We start from the raw sequence: 19,634 nt of genomic DNA, 5'->3' as shown, positions 1-19,634 counted from the left end.
TTTTCACCATTTGCCAAACCTCCCTTTTCTTGACAGGTGGGGCCTAGCCTACGGAATATGGACGCAAATGGCCAGGAAGAGGAGCCTCTCCACGGTCCAGGCGGCCCTGCGCATCCTGGCCTACCTGGCCGAGCACCCGGAAGGGGTGGAGGTGAAGGAGGTGGCCCGCCTCCTGGGGAAGAGCCTCTCCACCGCCTATGCGCTTTTGAACAGCCTGGCGGAGGAGGGCTTCGCGGTGAAGACGGAGCGGGGGTACCGCCTGGGCCAGGCCAAGCCCCTCCGGCTGGAAACCACGCCCCTCGAGGAAGCCTTGGAGGAACTCTACCTCCGCACCCGGGAGCGGTGCTACCTGGCCCTTCTGACCCCGGAAGGAATCCGGCTCAAAACCCGGGGGCGCCAGGGCCAGCCCCATCCCCTGGGGGACACCCTGCCGGAGGAGGTCCACGCCCTGGCCCTGGGCAAGGTCCTCCTGGCCTACGGGGCCCTGTCCCTACCCCCCCTTGTCCCCAGAACCCCCTACACCCTGACGGATCCCTTGGCCCTCGAGGCGGAACTCACCCGGGTCCGGGAATCGGGCCTGGCGGCGGAGATGGAGGAGTACGCCCTGGGCCTTTCGGCCCTAGCGGCTCCCCTTTTCGGCCCGGGAGGGGAGCTTCTGGGGGCTTTGGGGGTGGTGGTGCCCACCCGGCGCTTTCCCTTCGCCTTCAGCCGCCTGGCCCGGGCCCTTTCCGAGGTGGCCCAGGTGTCCGCCCACCTGCGCCCTCCCGAGCCCCCCAGCCTGGCCTCTCCCCTGGAGCCAAGCCTCCAGGTGGAGGTGGTGGAACCCCCTTGCGCCCTTAAGGAAAGGGCCAACCTGCGGGACTACCCCGGGGCCTACCAGGCAAGCCTCGAGGATCCCGAAGGCTTTTTCGGCAGCTTCGCCCGGGAGTTCCACTGGGAAACCCCCTGGGAAAGGGTCTACGACCCCGCCACCCACACCTGGTTCGGTGGGGGGCGCACCAACGCCGCCTTAAACGCCTTAGACCGCCACCTGCCCGAAAAGGCCCAGCAGGTAGCCCTCATCACCCTGGATGGGGATGGGCACCTGGAGAAGTGGACCTACCGGGAACTTTTGGACCTCTCCAGCCGCCTCGCCGGGCTTTTCCAGGCCCTGGGGGTGAAGCGGGGGGACCGGGTGGCCCTCTACCTGCCCACGGGGCTGGAGGCTGCCTTGAGCCTCCTGGCCCTGGCGCGGATTGGGGCGGTGCACGTGGCCCTGCCCGTGGGCCTGGGCCCGGAAGCCTTGAGGGAGCGGCTTCTCCAAAGCCAGGCCCGCCTTCTGGTGGCCGCCGACGGCTACTTCCGCCGGGGCCAGCTCGTCCCCTTAAGGCCGGTGGTGGAGGCAGCCCTTTCGGGCCTGGATCTTCCCGTGCTCTGGCACACCCGGGGCACCACGGAGTTTCTGGAAAGGGCCTCGGAGGGAAAGCCCGCGGACGCCGTCCCCGTTCCCGCCCAGCATCCCCTCTTCATCCTCCACACCTCGGGCTCCACGGGCAGGCCCAAGGGAGTGGTCCACGGCCACGGCGGGTACATGGTGGGGGTAAGCTGGGCCCTCCGCTACCTCTTTGACCTGAAACCGGGAGAGGTCTTCCACACCACCGCCGACCTCTTCTGGGTGGTGGGGCATTCCTTCGGCCTGTACGCCCCGCTCTTCCTGGGGGGCACCAGCCTCCTGGTGGAGGACCGGCCGGACCACCCCAACCCCGCCGCCTTCTACGAAAGGCTTAAGCGGTTCGGAGTGGACGTGCTCCTCACCTCCCCCACGGTGCTCCGCACCCTTCGTCGCCACGGGGAGGCCCGGCCCACCTCCTTGCGCCTGGTGGGGAGCGTGGGGGAGGCCCTGGCCCCCGAGGTGTGGCGCTGGACCCGGGAGAACCTGGCCTGGCCCCTGGACAACTGGTGGCAGACCGAGCTGGGAGCCCCTGCCCTGGCCACACCCCTCACCCTGCCGGCCAAACCCGGCTTCGTGGGGGTGCCTTTGCCCGGGGTGGAAGCCCGGGTGGTGGACGCTGAAGGCCGCATCCTACCTCCTGGAGCCAAGGGCCACCTGGTCCTCCTTAGGGCAGGGCCCTCCCATATGGTGGACCTGCTCGGGGGGGAAAGCCCCTGGAAAGGGGGTCTCTACTGGACCGGTGACCTTGCCACCTGGGACGAGGAAGGCTACTTCCGCATCCTGGGCCGCTCCGAGGAGGTCATCAAGGTGGGGGAGGCCCGGCTCGGCACCGCCGAGGTGGAGGCGGCCGCCCTCACCCACCCCCAGGTGGCGGAGGCAGCCGCCATCGGGATCCCCGGGGAGGAAGGCGAGGAAATCGTGGTCTTTGCGGTCCCCAAGAAGGAGGTACCCGAGGAGCTCAAGGCCCTCCTGGCCGAGAAGATCAAGGCCCACCTCCTGCGGCATCTGGGGCCGGTTCCCCCGCCCCGGATCGTCTTCGTGGAACGCCTGCCCCGTACCCGAAGCGGCAAGATCCTAAGGCGGCTCCTAAAGGCAGAACTCCTGGGCGTAGACCCTGGGGACGTTTCGGCATTGGAGGAGGAGTATGGCGGTGCAAAAGCTTCTTAAGGCGGAAGAGCGGCTTTGGGCCCCGGAGGAGGTGCGCCTTAAGGCGAATCTCCAGAATTTTTCCGATGAGTACCGGCGAAGCCTCGAGGACCCCGAGGGCTTCTGGGGGGAATGGGCCCGGAGGTTCTACTGGGAGAAGCCCTTTGAAAAGGTCCTGGAGTGGAACCTTCCCGAGCACCGCTGGTTCTTGGGAGGCACCACCAACGCCGTCTACAACGCCCTGGAACGCAATGTGGAAAGGGGCCTGAGGAACAAGGTGGCCTTCCTCTACCTCTCCGAGGACGGCCGGGAGGAGAAGCTCACCTATGGGGAGCTCCTGGACCGGGTGCGCCGCCTGGCCACGGGGCTTAGGCGCCTGGGGGTAGAGAAGGGCGACCGGGTGGTCATCTACATGCCCTTAACCCTCGAGGGCATCCTCGCCATGCTGGCCACCGCCTACCTGGGGGCCATCCACAGCGTGGTCTACGCCGGGCTTGGGGTGAGCGCCCTGCGGGAACGCATCCTGGACGCCGGGGCCAAGCTCCTCATCGCCGGGGATGTGAGCTACCGGCGGGGCAAGGGAGTGGACCTCCGCTCCATCGTGGAGGAGGCCATCAAGGACCTGCCCCTCCAGGTGGTCTGGTTCCAGCGGGCCTTCCAAGCGGAGCTTCCCGAGGGGCATTACGACTTCCAGGAAATCCTCTGGGGAAGCCCCCCGGAGGCCCGGGCGGAGATGGTGGAGGCGGAGCACCCCCTCTTCATCCTCTACACCTCCGGCTCCACGGGAAAACCCAAAGGGGTGGTGCACGTCCACGGGGGGTATATGGTGGGCACCACCTACCACCTGCGCACCTTCTTCGACGTAAAGGACGACGACGTCTTCTGGGCCACCAGCGACATCGGCTGGATCGTGGGCCACTCCTACATCGTTTACGCCCCCCTCCTGGAGGGGGTCACCAGCCTCCTCCGGGAAGGAGCCCCCGACTACCCCGACCCCGGGACCTTCTGGCAGGTGGTGGAGCGCTACCGGGTGAACGTGATGTTCACCGCCCCCACCGCGGTGCGCCTTTTCATGAAGTTCGGCCCCGGGTGGCCCGCCCGATACGACCTTTCCTCCCTGCGCCTCGTCGCCGTGGCCGGGGAACCCTTAAACCCCGAGGCCCTGCGCTGGGCTTACCAGCACCTGGTGGATGGGGGTCGGCGGGGGTTTGTGGCCGACAACTGGTGGCAGACGGAGCTGGGCGGGCCCACCCTGGGCACCCCCTTGGTGCTCCCGGCCAAACCCGGCTTCGCCGGGGTGGCCCTGCCGGGGGTGGAGGTGGAGGTGGTGGACGAGGAGGGCAAGCCGGTCCCCCCGGGGCAAGGAGGGCTTCTCGTCCTGAAGCGCCCCTTCCCCCACATGATGCGCACCGTCTGGGGCAACCACGACCGCTACCTCCAGTACTGGCGGGAGGTGCCGGGGAACGTCTACGTGGCCGGCGATGTGGCCAGCAAGGACGAGGAGGGTTACTTCAGCGTTCTGGGCCGGGCGGACGACGTCCTGAACGTGGCGGGCCACCGCATCGGCACCGCGGATGTGGAAAGCGCCCTGGTTTCCCACCCTGCGGTGGCCGAGGCGGCGGTGATAGGGGTGCCCGACCCCTTGAAGGGGGAGGCCATCAAGGCCTTCGTGGTGCTCCGGCTAGGCCAGGCTCCCTCGGGGGAGCTTAGGGAAAGCCTCATCGCCCACGTGCGCCGGGAGCTGGGTCCCATCGCCACCCCTTCCGAGATCGTCTTCCTGGACAAGCTTCCCAAGACCCGCTCGGGCAAGATCCTGCGCCGCCTCCTCAAGGCCCAGGAGCTGGGCAAGGACCCCGGGGATCTCTCCACCCTCGAGGAGTAACCCCGCCTTCCTTTTGGGGCTGGGAACACCCCAGCCCCTTTTTCTCACCGAGAAAACCCCCCCTTTTGCGCATACCCGCAAAGTTAAGGTTTCTTGACACCCCCTTCATCCTTCCCTAAGATTGCCCCTAACCGCGAGGGAGGCAAAAAAGGAGCGCACAGGGCGCTTCCCTAGCGGGGGAGGGAGTTATGAGCAAGCTGGAAGGGTACTGGAAGGCCAACATATCCCTCATACGGAACCTGCTCACCGTCTGGGCCCTGGTTTCGTATGTCTTCGGCATCCTCCTGGTGGAGCCCTTAAACGGCATACGCCTAGGGGGACTTCCCTTGGGGTTCTGGTTCGCCCAGCAGGGAAGCATCTACGTCTTCGTCATCCTGATCTTCTACTACGCCTGGAAGATGGACCAGCTGGACCGCCAGTACGACGTGCACGAGTAGGAGGAAGCGCATGAGCGTTGAAGTCTGGACCTATCTCCTTGTGGGCCTCACCTTTGCCCTTTACATCTACATCGGCTACGCCAGCCGGGTTCGGGAAACCGCAGGGTTCTACGTGGCCGGCCGCGGCGTGCCGGCCATCGCCAACGGAGCCGCCACCGCCGCCGACTGGATGTCCGCCGCCAGCTTCATCTCCATGGCGGGCCTCATCTCCTTCATGGGGTATGACGGCGCCGTCTACCTCATGGGCTGGACGGGGGGCTATGTGCTCCTGGCCCTGCTTCTGGCTCCCTACCTGCGCAAGTACGGGAAGTACACGGTGCCCGACTTCATCGGCGACCGCTACTACTCCCACACCGCCCGCGCCGTGGCCGCCGTCGCCACCATCTTCATCTCCCTCACCTACGTGGCCGGGCAGATGCGGGGTGTGGGCATCGTGTTCAGCCGCTTCCTGCAGGTGGACATCGCCACCGGGGTCATCATCGGGGTGGCGGTGGTGGCCTTCTTTGCGGTGCTGGGGGGCATGAAGGGAATCACCTGGACCCAGGTGGCCCAGTACACGGTCCTGATCATCGCCTACCTGATCCCGGCCATCGCCATCGCCAACGTCCTCACCGGCAACCCCATTCCCCAGCTGGCCTTCACCTTCAGCGACCTGGTGAGCCGCCTGAACCAGATCCAGCTGGACCTGGGCTTCACCGAGTACACCAAGCCCTTCCAGGGCAAGCCCATGATCGACATCCTGGCCATCACCCTGGCCCTGATGGTGGGTACGGCCGGGCTTCCCCACGTGATCATCCGCTTCTACACCGTGCCCGACGTCCGCTCCGCCCGCTACTCCGCTGGCTGGGCCTTGCTCTTCATCGCCCTCCTCTACACCACGGCCCCGGCGCTTGCCGCCTTCGCCCGCTACAACCTCATCAGCACCCTGCACGGCAAGACCCTGGAGGAAGTGCGCCAGATCGACTGGGTGGCCAAGTAGGAGAAGACCAAGCTCCTGGCCTTCGTGGATAAGGATGGGAACGGGAAGGTTACCGTGGCCCCGGGCCGGGCCTTCGCCTTAAAGGGCGGTAAGCCGGACTTCAACACCCCCGACGAGAAGAGCAAGAACGAGGTTCACATCGATAACGACATCATCGTGCTCTCCACGCCGGAGGTGGCCAGGCTGGCCCCCTGGGTCATCGCCTTGGTGGCGGCGGGCGGTCTGGCAGCCGCCCTCTCCACGGCTGCGGGGCTGCTTTTGGCCATGTCCAGCGCCATCTCCCACGACATCTACTACCGCATCTTCCGTCCCAACGCCACCGAGGCCCAGCGCCTTCTGGCGGGCCGCATCGTGATCCTCCTGGCGGTGATCCTGGCCGGGTACTTCGGGGTGAACCCCCCGGGCTTCGTGGCCCAGGTGGTGGCCTTCGCCTTCGGTCTGGCGGCGGCGAGCCTCTTCCCTGCCATCCTGCTGGGCATCTTTGACAAGCGGATGAACCGGGAGGGGGCCATCGCCGGCATCCTGGTGGGCCTCATCTTCACCGCGGTCATGATCGGGATGATGCGGGCACCCCAGATCTTCGGGGCCCCGGCCCCGGTGATCCCGAACCTCTTCGGCATCAGCGCCGAAGGGGTGGGCGTCATCGGGATGATCCTGAACTTCGTGGTGGCCTACGTGGTTTCCCGGGCCACGCCCCCACCCCCTGAGCACATCCAGCACCTGGTGGAGGATATCCGCATCCCCAAAGGCGCAGGACAGGCTGCGGAGCACTAGACCTCGAGGGGGGCTTCTGCCCCCCTTAAACTATCCTCATGCTCCATTACCTGCGGTTTTACCTGGGAAGCCTGGTGGTGTTCTTCGGCTTCTACCTCACGGGCCACTACCTCCTGGGCCTTCCCTTCCCCACCCCGGTTACCCTGCTCCAGATCGCCCTGGGAGCTGGTGCCGGGGTGGGGCTTGGAATCCTTTACCACCGCATCTGGCCCTTACCCGAGCCCGGGATAGGCCGGGTGATCCGCCTGGTGGTGCTTCTCCCCCCGGCCTTCATGCTGGGCATTGGCCTTCTGATCCTCCTGCAGGCCCAGGTGGCCCTCCACCTCCTGGTTCCCCTCCTGGCCTGGCTGACCCCGGAGTATGGATCCCAGAACCCTTCCACCCCTAAACGCCCTTCCCGAGGCTGAACGGGAAGCCCTGCTGAAGGAAGCCCGGGCGGAAGAACATCCCCCTGGGACCTTTCTCCTGGAGCAGGGAGGCGAGCCCGCGCAGGCCCTGTACCTGCTCCTGGAGGGTACCGTGGCCCTGGTGGACGGGGAGGAGGAGGTGGGAACCCTCGAGGCGGGGGAGTTTTTCGGCTTCCCCTCCCTCCTCTCCGGGGAGCCTCCTTCCCTAAGCGTGGTGGCCAAAACGCCGGTTAAGGTCCTGGCCTTTCCCAAGGAAGCCTTCCAAAGGCTACTGGCCTACCCGGAGGTAGCCCGCTTTTTCGGCCAAGGCCTGGTGGAACGGGTCCGGCTCAGGCTGGCCCCGGCCCCCTCCCTCTTCTCGCCCGTCGGCCAGCTGGTGCGCCGCCCGCCCGCCTTCATCCCACCCTCCGCCACCGTGGAGGAAGCGGCCAGGAGGATGCGCCAGGAAGGCATCTCCAGCCTCCTGGTGGAAGGCGAACCCCCAGGCATCCTCACCGACCGCGACCTGAGGAACCGGGTCCTGGCCGAGGGCCGCCCCCCTTCCACCCCCGTGGGGGAGGTGATGACCGCCCCCCTCTTCTCCCTGCCAGCGGAAACCCCCGTCTACGAGGCCCTGGCCGCCATGGTGGAGCGGGGAATCCACCACCTGCCCCTCACGGAAGGGGAACGGGTGGTGGGGGTGGTCACCCACACCGACCTCCTCCTGAACCAGGCGCAAAGCCCCCTCCTCCTCCTGAGGCGCATCGAGAGGCTGGAGCTGGAGCGGTATAGCCTCGAGGTGGCCTCCTTGGTGGAAGGCCTCTTCCAGAGGGGCTTGGGCGGGGTGGAGATCGGCCGGGTGGTGGCCTCCCTCAACGACGCCCTCATCCGCCGCCTGGTGCGGGAGGCGGAAGCCGCCTTGGGCCCCCCTCCCGTGGCCTACGCCTTTTTGGTCTTCGGCTCGGAGGGAAGGCGGGAGCAGGCCCTCCTTACGGATCAGGACAACGCCTTGGTGCTGGAACAGGACGGCCATGAGGCCTACTTCCAGGCCCTGGCGGAGCACGTGGTGGGAGGGCTGATCCGGGCCGGGATCCCCGAGTGCAAGGGAGGGTACATGGCCACCCGCTGGCGCAAGACCCTACCGGAGTGGCAGGAAACCTTCCGCCGCTGGATGGAAGCTCCCGAGCCCCAGGCCCTCCTGGAAACCCAGATCTTCTTTGACCTGCGCAAGGCGGCGGGGAGCCTTTCCCTAAAGCCCCTGGAGGAAACCATCCTGGAGGGAAGCCGGAAGGGAGTCTTCCTTTACCACCTGGCCCAGGCCAGCCTGGAGTTCCGCCCTCCCTTGGGCCTTTTTGGAAGGGTGCGCACGGAGGAGGGCTTTGTGGATCTCAAGCGCCACGCCATCGCCCCCATCGTGGCCCTGGCCCGGCTTTACGCCCTCATGGCGGGGAGCCTGGCCAAGGGCACGGTGGAAAGGCTCAAGGCGGCGGCGGAAGGAGGCACCCTAAGCCAGGAGGGAGCGGAACGCCTCGAGGAGGCCTTCCGCTTCTTCTTCGCCCTGCGCCTGAGGCACCAGCTACGGGCCCTGGAGCGGGGTGGAGAGGTGAGCAACCGGGCGCTTTGGTCCAGCCTATCCCCCGGGGAACGGCGAAAGGCCCTCGAGGGCTTCCGGGCCATCGCCGAGATGCAGGAGAGCACCGCAAGCCGCTTCCAGCTGCGATGAAGGAGAGGTCCTTCGCCCTTTTCCTCCTGGCCCTTTTTCTTTTCCTCTTCCCCGTAAGCCTGGTCTTCCCCAGCCCCCTGGGGCCCTGGGGGCTTCCTCCCCTTTACCTCTACCTCTACGGCTCCTGGGGTTTGGTGGTGCTTTTGGCCTACCTCCTGTTCCGCCGGCCATGAACCCTCTCCTTCTTCTCCTGAGCCTTTTCCTCTACCTGGGCCTCCTCTTCCTGGTGGCCCTCCTGGGGGAGGGACGGGGCCGCTTTTTGGTCCAAAGCCCCTGGGCGTACACCCTTTCCCTGGCGGTCTACGCCACCGCCTGGACCTTCATGGGAAGCGTGGGCCGGGCGGCCATGGAGGGAGCCAGCTTCCTCCCCATCTACCTGGGGCCCACCTTGGTCCTCCTCCTTGGGCCGTTTCTTCACGGAAAGCTGCTCTCCCTGGCCCGCGCCCACCGCCTCACCTCCTGGGCCGACTTCCTCTACCTGCGCTTCGGCCACGGCTTCCTTGGTCCCCTGGCCGCCGCCTTTCTGGTGGTGGGCCTGCTTCCCTACCTGGCCCTGCAGCTCAAGGCCATCGCCCAGGCCTTCCTCTTCCTCAGGGGCGAGGAGGAACCCCTCACGGACATCGCCCTTCCCACCGCCTTGCTCCTGGCCCTCTTCGCCATCCTCTTCGGCACCCGCCGCCTGGATCCCTCGGAGCGGCACCAGGGCCTGGTATTGGCGGTGGCCTTTGAGTCCTTCGTGAAGCTCCTGGCCCTCCTCCTCGTGGGGGGAGTGGTCCTCTGGCAGCTGGGAAACCCGTTTCCCAGGATCCAGGGCCATCCCGAGCTCCTCCCCCTCCTCCTCCCCCAGGAGGGCCTTACCGGTTACCTGGAATGGGCGAGCCTGATGGTCCTTTCCGGCCTGGCCTTCCTCTTCCTGCCCCGGCAGTTCCACGTGAGCGTGGTGGAAAACACCGACCCCAAGCACCTCCGCCTGGCGGCCTGGGCCTTCCCCCTGTACCTTTTCCTCATCAACCTGCCCGTCCTTCCCCTGGCCCTTTGGGGCCGGCTTCTCCTCCCCGAGGAAAACCCGGACCTCTACGTGCTGGCCCTGCCCCTGGAGCTTGGGAGCGCTCCCTTGGCCCTTCTCGCTTTCCTGGGCGGGGTTTCGGCGGCCACAGCCATGGTGGTGGTGGAAAGCCTGGCCCTTTCCATCCTCATCTCCAACCACCTCCTCTCCCCCCTCCTCCTCCGCTTCCGCGCCCTGGGAAGCCTCCTCCTTTGGCGGAGGATCTCCATCCTAGCGGTGATGCTCCTGGCCTACCTCTACTTCCGCCTGGCGGGGGAGGCCTACGCCCTGGTGGCCATGGGCCTCATTTCCTTTGCGGCCGTGGCCCAGCTAGCCCCGGCGGGCCTCCTTGGGCTCTTCTGGAAGGGAGCCACCCCCCAAGGAGCCCTGGCGGGCCTCTTGGGAGGGATCGTCATCTGGGCCTATACCCTCTTTCTCCCAGCCCTGGCCCGCTCGGGCTGGCTCCCCCCCTTCTTTTTGGAAGGCCCCCACCCCCTCTTAAAGCCGGAAGGGCTTTTGGGAATCCGAGGGCTGGATCCCGTGACCCACGGGTTTTTGACAAGCCTTACCCTGAACCTGGCCCTGACCCTCGGGGTTTCCCTCTTCACCCGCCGGAAGGCCTTGCAGGAGGAGCGCACCGGGGAGGTGGAGGAGCTCGCCGCCCTCCTCAGGCGGGTCTTGGGGCCGGAGGCGGAGGAAAGCTTCCGCCGCCAGGCCCGGGCCCTCCCGGGCCGGGAAGCGGCGGGACTTGCGGAAACCCTGCTGGCGGGGTCCGTGGGGCCCGCCACCGCCAAGCTCCTCCTCCTCTCCGTCACCCGGGAGGTCCCCCCGGAAACCCTGCGGGAGGAGGTGGAGGAGGCAGCCCGGGAATCCCGGGAGCTTCGGGCCTACGCCCAGGCCCTCGAGGAGGCCAGGAAGGAGCTCGCCGAGGCCTACGAACGCCTGAAGGCCCTGGACCAGGCCAAGGACGAGCTTCTGGCTGCGGTTTCCCACGAGCTCAAAACCCCCCTCACCGCCGTGCGGGCCCTGGCGGAGATCCTCGAGGCCAACCCCGACCTTCCCGAGGAGGAGCGTGGGCGCTTCGTGTCCCTTCTGGCCAAGGAAACCGCCAGGCTCTCCCGCCTGGTGGAGGAGATCCTGGCCTACACCCGGCTCCAGGCGGGGGTGCCCCTCGCCCGCAGCCCCACGGACCTTCGTACCTTGGCCGAGGAAGCCCTGGCCCTGGTGGAACCCTTGGCCCGGGAAAGGGGGATTACAATGGAGTCCCATCTGGCGGGGGTGCAAGCCCTCACGGACCGGGACCGGGTCCTCCAGGTGCTTTTGAACCTCCTCCACAATGCCCTGCGCCACGCCCGAAGCCGGGTGCGCCTGGAGCTTACCCTCATCAACCGCGAGGCCCTCTTCCGGGTCTTTGACGATGGTCCCGGAGTGCCCCCCCAGGCCCGGGCCCTGGTATTCGAGCCCTTCCAGAGCTTCTCCGGAGGCACGGGCCTGGGCCTTTTCCTGGCGCGGAGGTTGGTGGAAAGCCTGGGGGGGCGGATCTGGTTGGAGGAGGGGGAGGGAGCCAGCTTCGCCTTCACCCTTCCCCTGGAGGTGGAGCATGAGGATTCTGGTGGTGGACGATGAGGAAAGCATCCTGGTGCCTTTGGAGTTCCTCCTGAAGAAGGCCGGGCACGAGGTGGTTCTGGCCCGCAGGGGGGAGGAGGCCCTCGAGGCCCTATCCCGAGGAGCCTTTGACCTCATGGTCTTGGACCTCATGCTTCCGGGCATGGATGGCTTCGCCGTCTTGGAGCGGGCCAAGGCCCTACCCCAAAGGCCCAAGGTCCTGGTCCTCACCGCCCGGGGGCGGGAAGCGGACCGGGCCAAGGCCCTGGCCCTGGGAGCCGAGGCCTTCATGGCCAAGCCCTTTGGCATCCAGGACCTCCTTTCCCAGGTGGAGGAGCTGGCGGGAGGAAGATGAGGGAAGCCTGGCGCTTTTTGGGAGCCCTTCTTCTGGGCCTCCTCCTGGTGGGGGGAGCCTTAGGCCTGGGCCTTTTCCTCCTTCTTCAGGGGGAGGAGGGCCTGAAAGAGGATCTTCTTCGCCTGGCTCAGGCGAAGCTACCTGTACTGCTTTTCGTGGGCTTCCTCTTCACCCTGGTGCTGGCCGCCCTCCTCTACCCGGTCTTCCTGGGCTATCTGGCCGCCACCCGGGCCCTGGGCCAGGAGGCGGAGATCCTCCTGGCCAACCCCGGCCACCGCCTGCGCCTCCGGGGGCCCTTTGAGCTCAGGGCCCTGGCGGACCTCATCAACCGCCTGGCCCAGGAAAAGGAGGCCTTGGAAAAGGAGGTGGCGGCGCGCATCACCGAGGCCAAATCCCTTCTGGAGGAGGAGAGGAAGAAGCTTGCCGCCCTCATCGGCCACCTTCCCCACGGGGTGGTGCTGGCCAACCCCAAGGGCCAGGTCCTCCTCTACAACCAAGGAGCCCGGGAGCTTCTGGGGGAGGGCCTGGGGGTGGGCAAAAGCCTCTTCGGCCTCCTGGACCGCGGGCTCATGGTCCACGCCCTGGGACTGCCGGAGGAGCGGTTTTTAACCCAGGGGCCCAGAGGGCCGCTTTGGCTCCAGGTGGTGCCCCTGGAGAGGGAGGAAGGGTTTTTGGTCCTCCTGGAGGAAGCCCGGGAAAAGGGCGGATGGGATGCCGCCCTCCTCCACCGCCTGAAGGACAAGCTGGCCGGGCTCAAGGCCCTGGCGGAAGCCCTGGAGCGGGAGGCCAGGGGAACCCCCCTCGAGCCCCTCCTCAAGACCGCCACGGCCACCGCCGAGGAGCTCGGCCAGCTGGTGGCCTCCTGGGAAGCCCCGGCCCAGGCGGCAGAGGTATTGGCGGAAGACCTTTTAGCCCTCCTGACCCAGGCCCTGGAGCGGGAAACGGGGGTTTCCCCAGGGCTCTCCCTGGAGGAAGAAGCCAGGAACCTCTTGGTCCAGGCGGACACCTACGCCTTGGCTCGAGGCCTGGCCGCCGCCTTAAGGGACGAGGAGGAAGCCTTCCTGGAGGGGAGGCGGGAGGGCAACCTGCTCCACCTCACCCTCACCCTGCCCAAGCCTCCTCTAAGCCCAGGGGACGCCCACCCCGACCTTCCCCCTCTTCTCAAGGAGGCGGTGGAGAGGTCCGGCGGGAGTGCCTGGTGGGCGGGATCCCGCCTTCAACTCCTCCTACCCGCCCGGGAAGCCCCCCGGCTTCCCGCCAAGGCGGGCCCTCCCCCCCGGGCCGAGGTCTTTGACCTCTCCCTGCTCCACGCCCCCGAGGAACTGGAGGAGGCTCCCCTGGAAGGCCTCCTGTACACTGCCTTCGACCTGGAAACCACCGGCCTGGATCCGGAAAAGGACGCCATCATCGCCCTAGGGGCGGTCCACATCCTCGGAAAAAAGGTGCTCCGCCACGAGGTCTTCGAGGCCCTGGTTAACCCTGGACGCCCCATTCCCAAGGCCTCCACCGAGGTCCACGGTCTTACCTGGGAGATGCTGAAGGAAAAGCCCAAGCTGGAGGAGGTGCTCCCCGGGTTTCGCCTGTTCCTGGAGGACACGGTGCTCCTGGCCCACAACGGGGCCTTTGACATGGCCTTCCTCAGGCGGGTGGGCATCGACCAGCCCCCTTTGGTGGATACCCTGCTCCTTTCCTACCTGCTCTTCCCCGACCTCCAGGACCACCGCCTGGAAACCCTGGCGGAGCGCTTCGGCGTGCCCGTGATCGGCCGGCACACCGCCTTGGGGGATGCCCTCATGACCGCGGAGGTCTTCGCCGGGATGGTCCCCCTCCTCAGGGCCAAGGGCTACCGCACCCTGGGGGAGGTGCTCAGGGCCTGCGCCAGGTTGCCCCTGGCCAGGCTCAGGTACTGACCGCCAAGCCCCCTAGCCCAGGCGGAGGGCCTTGTGGCCTATGTCCTTCCGGTACTGGGCCCCGGGGAAGCCCACCTGGGGAATAAAGCCATAGGCCCGGGAAAGGGCCTCCTCCAGGGTTTTCCCCAACCCCACCACGTTCAGAACCCGCCCCCCGGCGCTCACCAGGCTGTTCCCCTCCCACCGGGTCCCGGCGTGGAAGACCAGAACCCCTTCCGGCGGCTCAGGAACATGGAGGGGAATCCCCTTCCTCGGGCTTTCCGGGTAACCGGGGGCCGCCAGGACCACGCAGGCGGAGGCTCCCTCCCGCCAGGTCAGCTCCGTTCCCCTAAGCCGCCCCTCCGCCACCCTCAGGGCCAAGTCCACCAGGTCATTCTGCAAAAGGGGCAAGAGGGCCTGGGCCTCGGGGTCGCCAAAGCGGGCGTTGAACTCCAGCACCTTGGGACCTTCCCGGGTGAGCATCAAACCGGCATAGACCACCCCCCGGTAGACCACTCCTTCCGCCCTCAGGCCCTGGATCAAGGGTTTCAGGATCTCCTCCTCCACCCGCCTCAGGGTGGCGGCCTCCATGGGGTAAGGAGCCACCGCCCCCATGCCCCCGGTCATGGGACCCTGGTCCCCGTCCAGCAGGCGCTTGTGGTCCTGGGAGGGCAGGAGGGGCAGGATGGATTCGCCATCGGTCAGGGCCAGCACCGTGGCCTCATCCCCTTCCAGGTATTCCTCCACCACCACCTCCCCCCCCTCGGGGCCGGAGAGAAGGTTGAGGACAGCCTGCTTAGCGGTGTGCAGGTCGAAGGCCACGGTCACCCCCTTGCCCGCCGCCAGGCCCGAGTCCTTGATGACGATGGGCACCCCCACGCTTTCCACGTACTCCAGGGCCAGGAGGGCATCCTGGAACACGCGGTACCGGGCCGTGGGAATGCCGTAGCGCTCCATCAGCCTCTTGGCGAAGGCCTTGGAACCCTCGATCATGGCAGCCTTCTGGGTGGGACCAAAAATCAGAAGGCCCCGCTTCTGGAAGGCGTCGGCGATACCCTCCACCAAGGGGGCCTCAGGACCCACCAGGGTGAGGTCTATCCCCTCGGCCAAAGCCCAGTCCGCCAGGGCCTCCACGTCCCCATTCCAGGGAACCAGCTCCGCCAAAGCCGCCATCCCGGCATTGCCGGGAGCAGCGTAGAGCCGATCCACCAGGGGGCTTTGCGCCGCCTTCCAAAGGAGGGCGTGCTCCCGCCCCCCGGAACCCACCACCAGCACCTTCATAGGGGAGATTCTACCCGCCTCAAGGCCTCCTCGGCCCTCAGGCGGGCCTCTTCAGGAAGTTCGGCAAGCTCCCGGCGCAGGGCGGGATGGTCCTCCGCCAGGAGGTGGGCGGTGAGGAAGGCCCCCCGGCCCCAGTCCCCCCCTTGGCCCATAAGGGCGGCCGGCACCAGACCCCCCAGGCCCCAGGCGGAAAGCAGGGCCGCGGCCCGGAGATAAAGGGGCTTCTCCCTGGGAGTGAGCCCCTGGAAGCGGGGCCAAGCCTCCCCAAGAAGGGCCTTCAGGCCCTCCCCCGGGGGGAAGGCCAGTCCCGAAAGCACCAGGCGCACCGCCCTGGGGTAAAGGCGGTGCTCCAGGAAAAGCACCCGCCTTTCCAGGGTTTCCGGGGTATCCCCGGGCAGGACGGGCACCCGCTCCTGGAGGACGATGGGCCCGGTGTCCATCCCCTGGTCCACGAAGTGCACCGTGGAGCCCGTTTCCCTTTCCCCCGCCTCCAAGACCCTCCGGTGCACGTGAAGCCCTGGGTAGGCAGGGAGGAGGGAGGGGTGGATGTTCAAAAGGCGCCCGTACCAGGGTTCCACAAAACCCGGGGAGAGGAGGCGCATGAAGCCAGCCAGGAGCACCAGGTCCACACCCCTGGCCCGCAAAAGGTCCAGGGCCTCCCTTTCAAACGCCTTCCTCCCCCGCCAGGGGATGGCCACCGCCTCCACCCCCCGCCTCGAGGCCCGCTTCAAAGCGTAGGCCTCCGGGTTGTCGGAGAGGACCAGCACCACTTCCCCCCAGGGGTTTTGGGGGGGAAAGGCCTCCAGGAGGGCCTCCAGGTTGGTGCCCCGGCCCGAGGCCATAACCGCCATCCGCGCGGGACGGCCCAAGGGAAATGGGCTCAGCATAAGCCTATCCCAGGGCCTCCGGGTGGTGCTTCTGCCAGTAGCGCACCAGACCTTGCAGGTTCATGTAGGGGGGATCGGCGAGCTCGTAGAGGCGCATTCCCTCCTCCTCCACCCCGGCTCGCCTCAAGCCCTCCCGCCAGTAGGCCTCAAAGCGCTCGGTCATCTCCTCCAGGGAAAGCCCCTCCTTAAGCCGGTGCAGGACCCAACCCGCCCACTCCTCCAGGACCCCCCGCAAGGCCAGGAGGTGGGCTTCCACGTCCCGGTAAGGACCGAAGTGGGTGAGGTAGAGGACCTCGGGCCTGAGGGCCAGGATGCGGTCCAGGGAAGCGTACCAGCTTTCCAGGTGGATGTCGGGGGGTGGGGTAGGGGGCAGAACCGGCCCCGGGGCGATGCGCACCCCGGCGATGTCCCCGGCGAAGAGGAGGCCATCCACCAGGTAGGCATGGTGGTGGGAGGCGTGGCCCAGGGCTTCCAGGGCCTGGACCCTAAGCCCCCCGAGGTCCACCACCTCCCCGTCCTCCAGGGCCCGCACCCGCTCCTGGGGAATCCCTTTAAGCTCCCCCCAGAGGGGTTTCAGCATGGCCCCGTAGATGCGCTCGGCGGAGGCCAGAAGCCTCGAGGGATCCACCAGGTGCGGGGCCCCTCGGGGATGCACGTACACCGTGGCCCCAAGCTCCGCAAACCGCCAGGCAGCCCCGGCGTGGTCCAGGTGGATGTGGGTCACGAAGACATGGCGGACCTCCTTTGGGTGCACTCCCTCCTGCTTCAAGGCCGCCTCGAGGCGGGCATAGGTGCTCTCCGGCCCCGTTTCGATCAGGACCGGCCCCTCCTTGGACTGGAGGAGGAAGCTGGCGATGACCTTCTCCGCCCCTTGGAAGTAGAGGTCCAGGACCCTCACCATGGGCGCTCCTCCTTAGGGCCGATCCGGGTGTGCAGGGTGCCGATGCCCTCAATGGCCACCTCCAGCCTGTCCCCCGGCTGCAAGGCCCCCACGCCCTCCGGGGTGCCGGTGAGGACCACATCCAAGGGCTCCAGGGTCATGAAGCTGGAGATGTAGGAGAGGATCTCGGCCACGCTGAAGATCATGGCGGAGGTGTGCCCTTCCTGGCGGAGCTGGTCGTTCACGTAGGTGCGCACCCAGGTGTTCTGTGGGTCCAGATCGGTTTCAATCCAGGGACCTAGGGGCAAGAACTTGTCGGCGCTCTTGGCCCGCACCCACTGGAGGTCCTGTTTCTGGGCATCCCGGGCGGTGATGTCCACGGCGATGGTGTACCCCAGCACGTGGTCCAGGGTTTTTTCCGGGGACACATTCCGCATGCGGTCGCCGATGACCACCGCCAGCTCCCCCTCGTAGTGGAGTTCCTGGGTAAAGAAGGGATAGGGCACCGCATCCCCCGTGTTCCAGGGATCCCGCGGGTTTCCGGGGTGGGCCAGGGTGTTGGGGGCCTTCAGGAACAGGCCCGGCTCCTTGGGCAGGTCCTGGCCGAAATCGTGCCCCATCTCCCGGATGTGTTCCCGGTAGTTTCTCCCCACGCACACGATCTTGCTGGGCGTGGCCGGGGCCAGAAGGCGCACCGAGGCCAGGTCGTAGCGCTTTCCCGTGGGGTTTCCCCCTGGACCATCCGTTTCCAGAACCAGCTCCCCTTCCAGTATCCCCCAACGGCCTTCGTTAAAACGTAAGAGCTTCATGCCCTAAAGCTACCATCTTCCCGAGAGGATTTGCAGACCCCTTAGGGCCACCACCAGGGCCACCAGCAAGGCCGCGAGCCGCCCCTCCGCAGGGGCCAGGAGCAAAAGCGCCAGGTAGCCGAAGATGGCCCCGAAGGGTATGGGATAAATACCCTTACGCCGCCTCCTCCAGTAAAGGAGGTGGTAGACCCCCGCCACCCCTAGGCCCAAAAAAGCCGCCCCCAGGGTTTCCCCGGGAAGCCAGGCCAGGAAGTAGCCCAGGGAGGGGGCAATCCCACCCCCGCCCCGGAAGCGGAAGAAAAGGGGCCAGTTGTGGCCCGCCACCACCGCCCCCGCGGCCCACACCCGCCACTCCGGGGGAACCAGGAGAAGGGTCAAGGCTCCCTTGCCCAGGTCCCACAGCACCACCCCGAGAGCGGCCCAAGGACCCTTCCGGCGGAAAACCCCCGAGCCCCCCGGGAGGTCCCTGGCCCGCACCTCGGGAAAGAAGAGGAGCCCCCCCACCATGGAACCCAGGAAGTACGCCAGAAGCAGGTAGGCCATGCCCCCATTCTTGCAAAAACCTCCCCCTTGCCCTATCCTGGTTATGGAAGTTTCCATGAAGCGCTTCCACCAGGAACAGGGAACCAGGCTATGAGCAAGAAGAAACCCACCATCCTCGAGGTGGCCGCCCGGGCCGGGGTCGGCCTGGGCACGGTGAGCCGGGTGCTCAACAACCATAAGGCGGTGCGCCCGGAAACCCGAGCCCGGGTGCTGAAGGCCATGGAGGAACTGGGCTACACCCCGAACCCCCATGCCCGGCGCATCGCGGGAGGGCGAAGCTACACGGTCTCCGTCCTCCTTCCCTTCGTGGCCACGGAGTTCTACCGAAGGCTCGTGGAGGGCATCGAAGGCGTCCTCCTGGAAAAGCGCTACGACCTGGCCCTCTTCCCCATCCTCTCCCAGGCCCGGCTCAGGCGGTATTTGGAAAGCTCCACCCTGGCCTTCCTTACCGACGGCCTCATCCTCGCCTCCTACGACCTGAGCGAGCACTTTGAGGGGGGCCGTCTCCCCACCGACCGTCCCGTGGTGCTGGTGGACGCCAAGAACCCCCGATACGACTCCGTTTACCTGGACAACTTCCTGGGGGGCCACCTGGCCGGGGAGTACCTGGCACGCTTTCCCGGCCCCATCTTCGCCGTGAAGGTGGAGGAGGAACCCGACCGGGCCTTCCACCACACGGTCTTCGCCGAGCGCCTGGCCGGCTTCCGGGAAGCCCTCAAGGCGGCAGGCCGCCCCTTCCCCGAGGAGCACCTCTACACCACCCGGCTTTCCCAGGAAGGGGGGAGGCTCGCCCTCCGGTACTTCCTGGAAAAGGCTTCCCCGCCGGTCAACATCTTCGCCGGGGCCGACCAGGTGGCCCTGGGCGTCCTGGAGGAGGCGGAAAGGCTTGGGCTCACCGTGGGCAAGGAGGTGCGGGTTCTGGGCTTTGACGGCCATCCCTTCACCGAGGAGGTGGGGCTTTCCACCATCGCCCAGCCGGTGGAGGCCATGGGCGCCCGGGCGGCGCAGCTTCTCCTGGAGAGAATGCAGGGTTATGCGGGCCCTCCCCGGGCCGTGCGCTTTGAACCCCTCTTAATCGAACGGGCCTCCACCCGCACCTCTCCTGCGGTTCCCTACCTGCCTTAGAATCTCCCCATGCGCCCGGAAACCCTGGTTTACCCTTTGCGCTGGCTCATGCTCCTGCCCGTGGTGGGGATGCTCCTCGGGGCCCTGTACTTCGCCTGGCATGCCCTCGAGGAAACCCTCCTTGCGGTGCAAAAACCCTTGGATGAAGCCCTTCCCGTCCTGGTGGGCGCCGTGGACCTGGCCCTTTTGAGCGCCGTTTTCCTCATCTTCAGCCTGGGCCTTTTCGAACTTTTCATCCGCAAGCTGGAACTTCCCTTGGAAAACGTCCTCACGGTGGAAAGCCTGGCGGACCTCAAGGGCAAGCTGGGCCAGGTGATCGTCATGATCCTGGTGGTGAAGTTCTTTGAAAAGGCCTCGGCCTTCAAACCCCAAACCTCCTTGGACTTCCTCCTCTTCGCCGGCGGGGTGGCCCTTCTGGCCTCCGCCCTTTGGCTGGCTAAGGCCAAGGAATAGGAT

The 19,634-nt window shown here is 67.0% G+C and carries 16 protein-coding genes and 1 pseudogene; 12 read left to right on the top strand and 5 right to left on the bottom strand.

Annotated elements, in window-relative coordinates; genetic code table 11:
* Positions 1–67: 67 nt before the first annotated feature.
* From KQ693_RS06615 to KQ693_RS06570, 10 genes and pseudogenes are all read left to right on the top strand, one after another.
* Entirely contained in the window at positions 68–2,599 is a 2,532-nt protein-coding gene (locus KQ693_RS06615) for an AMP-binding protein (RefSeq protein ID WP_267262329.1), read from the top strand.
* The gene (locus KQ693_RS06610; protein ID WP_267262328.1) at positions 2,577–4,460 is read left to right on the top strand and encodes an acetate--CoA ligase; all 1,884 of its coding nucleotides are present in this window, start codon (positions 2,577–2,579) and stop codon (positions 4,458–4,460) included. The genes KQ693_RS06615 and KQ693_RS06610 overlap by 23 nt, the downstream gene beginning before the upstream one ends.
* A gap of 188 nt (positions 4,461–4,648) precedes the next feature.
* Entirely contained in the window at positions 4,649–4,897 is a 249-nt protein-coding gene (locus KQ693_RS06605) for a DUF4212 domain-containing protein (RefSeq protein ID WP_267262327.1), read from the top strand.
* 10 nt (positions 4,898–4,907) lie between these two features.
* Positions 4,908–6,650 (top strand): annotated as a pseudogene (locus tag KQ693_RS06600) (sodium:solute symporter family protein).
* A gap of 38 nt (positions 6,651–6,688) precedes the next feature.
* Positions 6,689–7,057, top strand: coding sequence for a hypothetical protein (locus tag KQ693_RS06595; protein WP_267262326.1), 369 nt, complete (start codon positions 6,689–6,691; stop codon positions 7,055–7,057).
* Positions 7,011–8,759 carry a DUF294 nucleotidyltransferase-like domain-containing protein gene (locus KQ693_RS06590; RefSeq protein WP_267262325.1) on the top strand — a complete coding sequence of 583 codons (1,749 nt, stop codon included), beginning with the start codon at positions 7,011–7,013 and terminating at the stop codon, positions 8,757–8,759. The genes KQ693_RS06595 and KQ693_RS06590 overlap by 47 nt, the downstream gene beginning before the upstream one ends.
* On the top strand, positions 8,756–8,932 hold the full coding sequence (locus KQ693_RS06585) for a hypothetical protein (RefSeq protein ID WP_169378066.1): 177 nt from the start codon (positions 8,756–8,758) through the stop codon (positions 8,930–8,932). Before KQ693_RS06590 ends, KQ693_RS06585 begins: the two co-directional genes overlap by 4 nt.
* Complete coding sequence (locus KQ693_RS06580) at positions 8,929–11,430, top strand: sensor histidine kinase (RefSeq protein WP_267262324.1); 2,502 nt, start codon at positions 8,929–8,931, stop codon at positions 11,428–11,430. The genes KQ693_RS06585 and KQ693_RS06580 overlap by 4 nt, the downstream gene beginning before the upstream one ends.
* On the top strand, positions 11,405–11,764 hold the full coding sequence (locus KQ693_RS06575) for a response regulator transcription factor (protein ID WP_267262323.1): 360 nt from the start codon (positions 11,405–11,407) through the stop codon (positions 11,762–11,764). Before KQ693_RS06580 ends, KQ693_RS06575 begins: the two co-directional genes overlap by 26 nt.
* Positions 11,761–13,674, top strand: coding sequence for a 3'-5' exonuclease (locus tag KQ693_RS06570; RefSeq protein WP_267262322.1), 1,914 nt, complete (start codon positions 11,761–11,763; stop codon positions 13,672–13,674). The genes KQ693_RS06575 and KQ693_RS06570 overlap by 4 nt, the downstream gene beginning before the upstream one ends.
* A gap of 12 nt (positions 13,675–13,686) precedes the next feature.
* Here the strand turns inward: KQ693_RS06570 and purD are convergent, their stop codons facing one another.
* Genes purD through KQ693_RS06545 form a run of 5 tightly spaced genes read right to left on the bottom strand, consistent with a single transcriptional unit; the run spans position 13,687 to position 18,053 of the window.
* Positions 13,687–14,934 (bottom strand): phosphoribosylamine--glycine ligase, encoded by a 1,248-nt coding sequence (gene purD, locus KQ693_RS06565; RefSeq protein WP_267262321.1) that lies wholly within the window; start codon positions 14,932–14,934, stop codon positions 13,687–13,689.
* Entirely contained in the window at positions 14,931–15,821 is an 891-nt protein-coding gene (gene purN / locus KQ693_RS06560; RefSeq protein WP_267262320.1) for a phosphoribosylglycinamide formyltransferase, read from the bottom strand. The genes purD and purN overlap by 4 nt, the downstream gene beginning before the upstream one ends.
* Positions 15,822–15,825: 4 nt before the next feature.
* Complete coding sequence (locus KQ693_RS06555; protein WP_267262319.1) at positions 15,826–16,722, bottom strand: MBL fold metallo-hydrolase; 897 nt, start codon at positions 16,720–16,722, stop codon at positions 15,826–15,828.
* Positions 16,716–17,510 carry a fumarylacetoacetate hydrolase family protein gene (locus tag KQ693_RS06550; RefSeq protein WP_267262318.1) on the bottom strand — a complete coding sequence of 265 codons (795 nt, stop codon included), beginning with the start codon at positions 17,508–17,510 and terminating at the stop codon, positions 16,716–16,718. The genes KQ693_RS06555 and KQ693_RS06550 overlap by 7 nt, the downstream gene beginning before the upstream one ends.
* Positions 17,511–17,519: 9 nt before the next feature.
* Positions 17,520–18,053 (bottom strand): glycerol-3-phosphate acyltransferase, encoded by a 534-nt coding sequence (locus KQ693_RS06545; RefSeq protein ID WP_267262317.1) that lies wholly within the window; start codon positions 18,051–18,053, stop codon positions 17,520–17,522.
* Positions 18,054–18,143: 90 nt separating this feature from the next.
* Here KQ693_RS06545 and KQ693_RS06540 point away from each other — a divergent pair, with 90 nt between their 5' ends.
* Together KQ693_RS06540 and KQ693_RS06535 are read left to right on the top strand one after the other, a co-directional pair.
* On the top strand, positions 18,144–19,178 hold the full coding sequence (locus KQ693_RS06540) for a substrate-binding domain-containing protein (RefSeq protein ID WP_267262316.1): 1,035 nt from the start codon (positions 18,144–18,146) through the stop codon (positions 19,176–19,178).
* A 9-nt stretch (positions 19,179–19,187) separates the two neighbouring features.
* The gene (locus tag KQ693_RS06535) at positions 19,188–19,631 is read left to right on the top strand and encodes a YqhA family protein (protein WP_219759429.1); all 444 of its coding nucleotides are present in this window, start codon (positions 19,188–19,190) and stop codon (positions 19,629–19,631) included.
* Positions 19,632–19,634: the final 3 nt, after the last annotated feature.

The sequence above is a fragment of the Thermus brevis genome (genome assembly GCF_026427635.1).
Taxonomy (GTDB): domain Bacteria; phylum Deinococcota; class Deinococci; order Deinococcales; family Thermaceae; genus Thermus; species Thermus antranikianii.
This window is presented reverse-complemented; position numbering and strand designations above follow the sequence as displayed.

What these genes read in the sequence shown, in the direction of transcription:
- KQ693_RS06550 (WP_267262318.1), bottom strand. Translation starts at nt 17,510, where the DNA reads ATGAAGCTCTTACGTTTTAACGAAGGCCGTTGGGGGATACTGGAAGGG.
- KQ693_RS06590 (WP_267262325.1), top strand. Translation starts at nt 7,011, where the DNA reads ATGGATCCCAGAACCCTTCCACCCCTAAACGCCCTTCCCGAGGCTGAA.
- KQ693_RS06545 (WP_267262317.1), bottom strand. Translation starts at nt 18,053, where the DNA reads ATGGCCTACCTGCTTCTGGCGTACTTCCTGGGTTCCATGGTGGGGGGG.
- KQ693_RS06555 (WP_267262319.1), bottom strand. Translation starts at nt 16,722, where the DNA reads ATGGTGAGGGTCCTGGACCTCTACTTCCAAGGGGCGGAGAAGGTCATC.
- KQ693_RS06610 (WP_267262328.1), top strand. Translation starts at nt 2,577, where the DNA reads ATGGCGGTGCAAAAGCTTCTTAAGGCGGAAGAGCGGCTTTGGGCCCCG.
- KQ693_RS06570 (WP_267262322.1), top strand. Translation starts at nt 11,761, where the DNA reads ATGAGGGAAGCCTGGCGCTTTTTGGGAGCCCTTCTTCTGGGCCTCCTC.
- KQ693_RS06575 (WP_267262323.1), top strand. Translation starts at nt 11,405, where the DNA reads ATGAGGATTCTGGTGGTGGACGATGAGGAAAGCATCCTGGTGCCTTTG.
- KQ693_RS06580 (WP_267262324.1), top strand. Translation starts at nt 8,929, where the DNA reads ATGAACCCTCTCCTTCTTCTCCTGAGCCTTTTCCTCTACCTGGGCCTC.
- KQ693_RS06605 (WP_267262327.1), top strand. Translation starts at nt 4,649, where the DNA reads ATGAGCAAGCTGGAAGGGTACTGGAAGGCCAACATATCCCTCATACGG.
- KQ693_RS06585 (WP_169378066.1), top strand. Translation starts at nt 8,756, where the DNA reads ATGAAGGAGAGGTCCTTCGCCCTTTTCCTCCTGGCCCTTTTTCTTTTC.
- KQ693_RS06535 (WP_219759429.1), top strand. Translation starts at nt 19,188, where the DNA reads ATGCGCCCGGAAACCCTGGTTTACCCTTTGCGCTGGCTCATGCTCCTG.
- KQ693_RS06615 (WP_267262329.1), top strand. Translation starts at nt 68, where the DNA reads ATGGCCAGGAAGAGGAGCCTCTCCACGGTCCAGGCGGCCCTGCGCATC.
- KQ693_RS06595 (WP_267262326.1), top strand. Translation starts at nt 6,689, where the DNA reads ATGCTCCATTACCTGCGGTTTTACCTGGGAAGCCTGGTGGTGTTCTTC.
- purN (WP_267262320.1), bottom strand. Translation starts at nt 15,821, where the DNA reads ATGCTGAGCCCATTTCCCTTGGGCCGTCCCGCGCGGATGGCGGTTATG.
- purD (WP_267262321.1), bottom strand. Translation starts at nt 14,934, where the DNA reads ATGAAGGTGCTGGTGGTGGGTTCCGGGGGGCGGGAGCACGCCCTCCTT.
- KQ693_RS06540 (WP_267262316.1), top strand. Translation starts at nt 18,144, where the DNA reads ATGAGCAAGAAGAAACCCACCATCCTCGAGGTGGCCGCCCGGGCCGGG.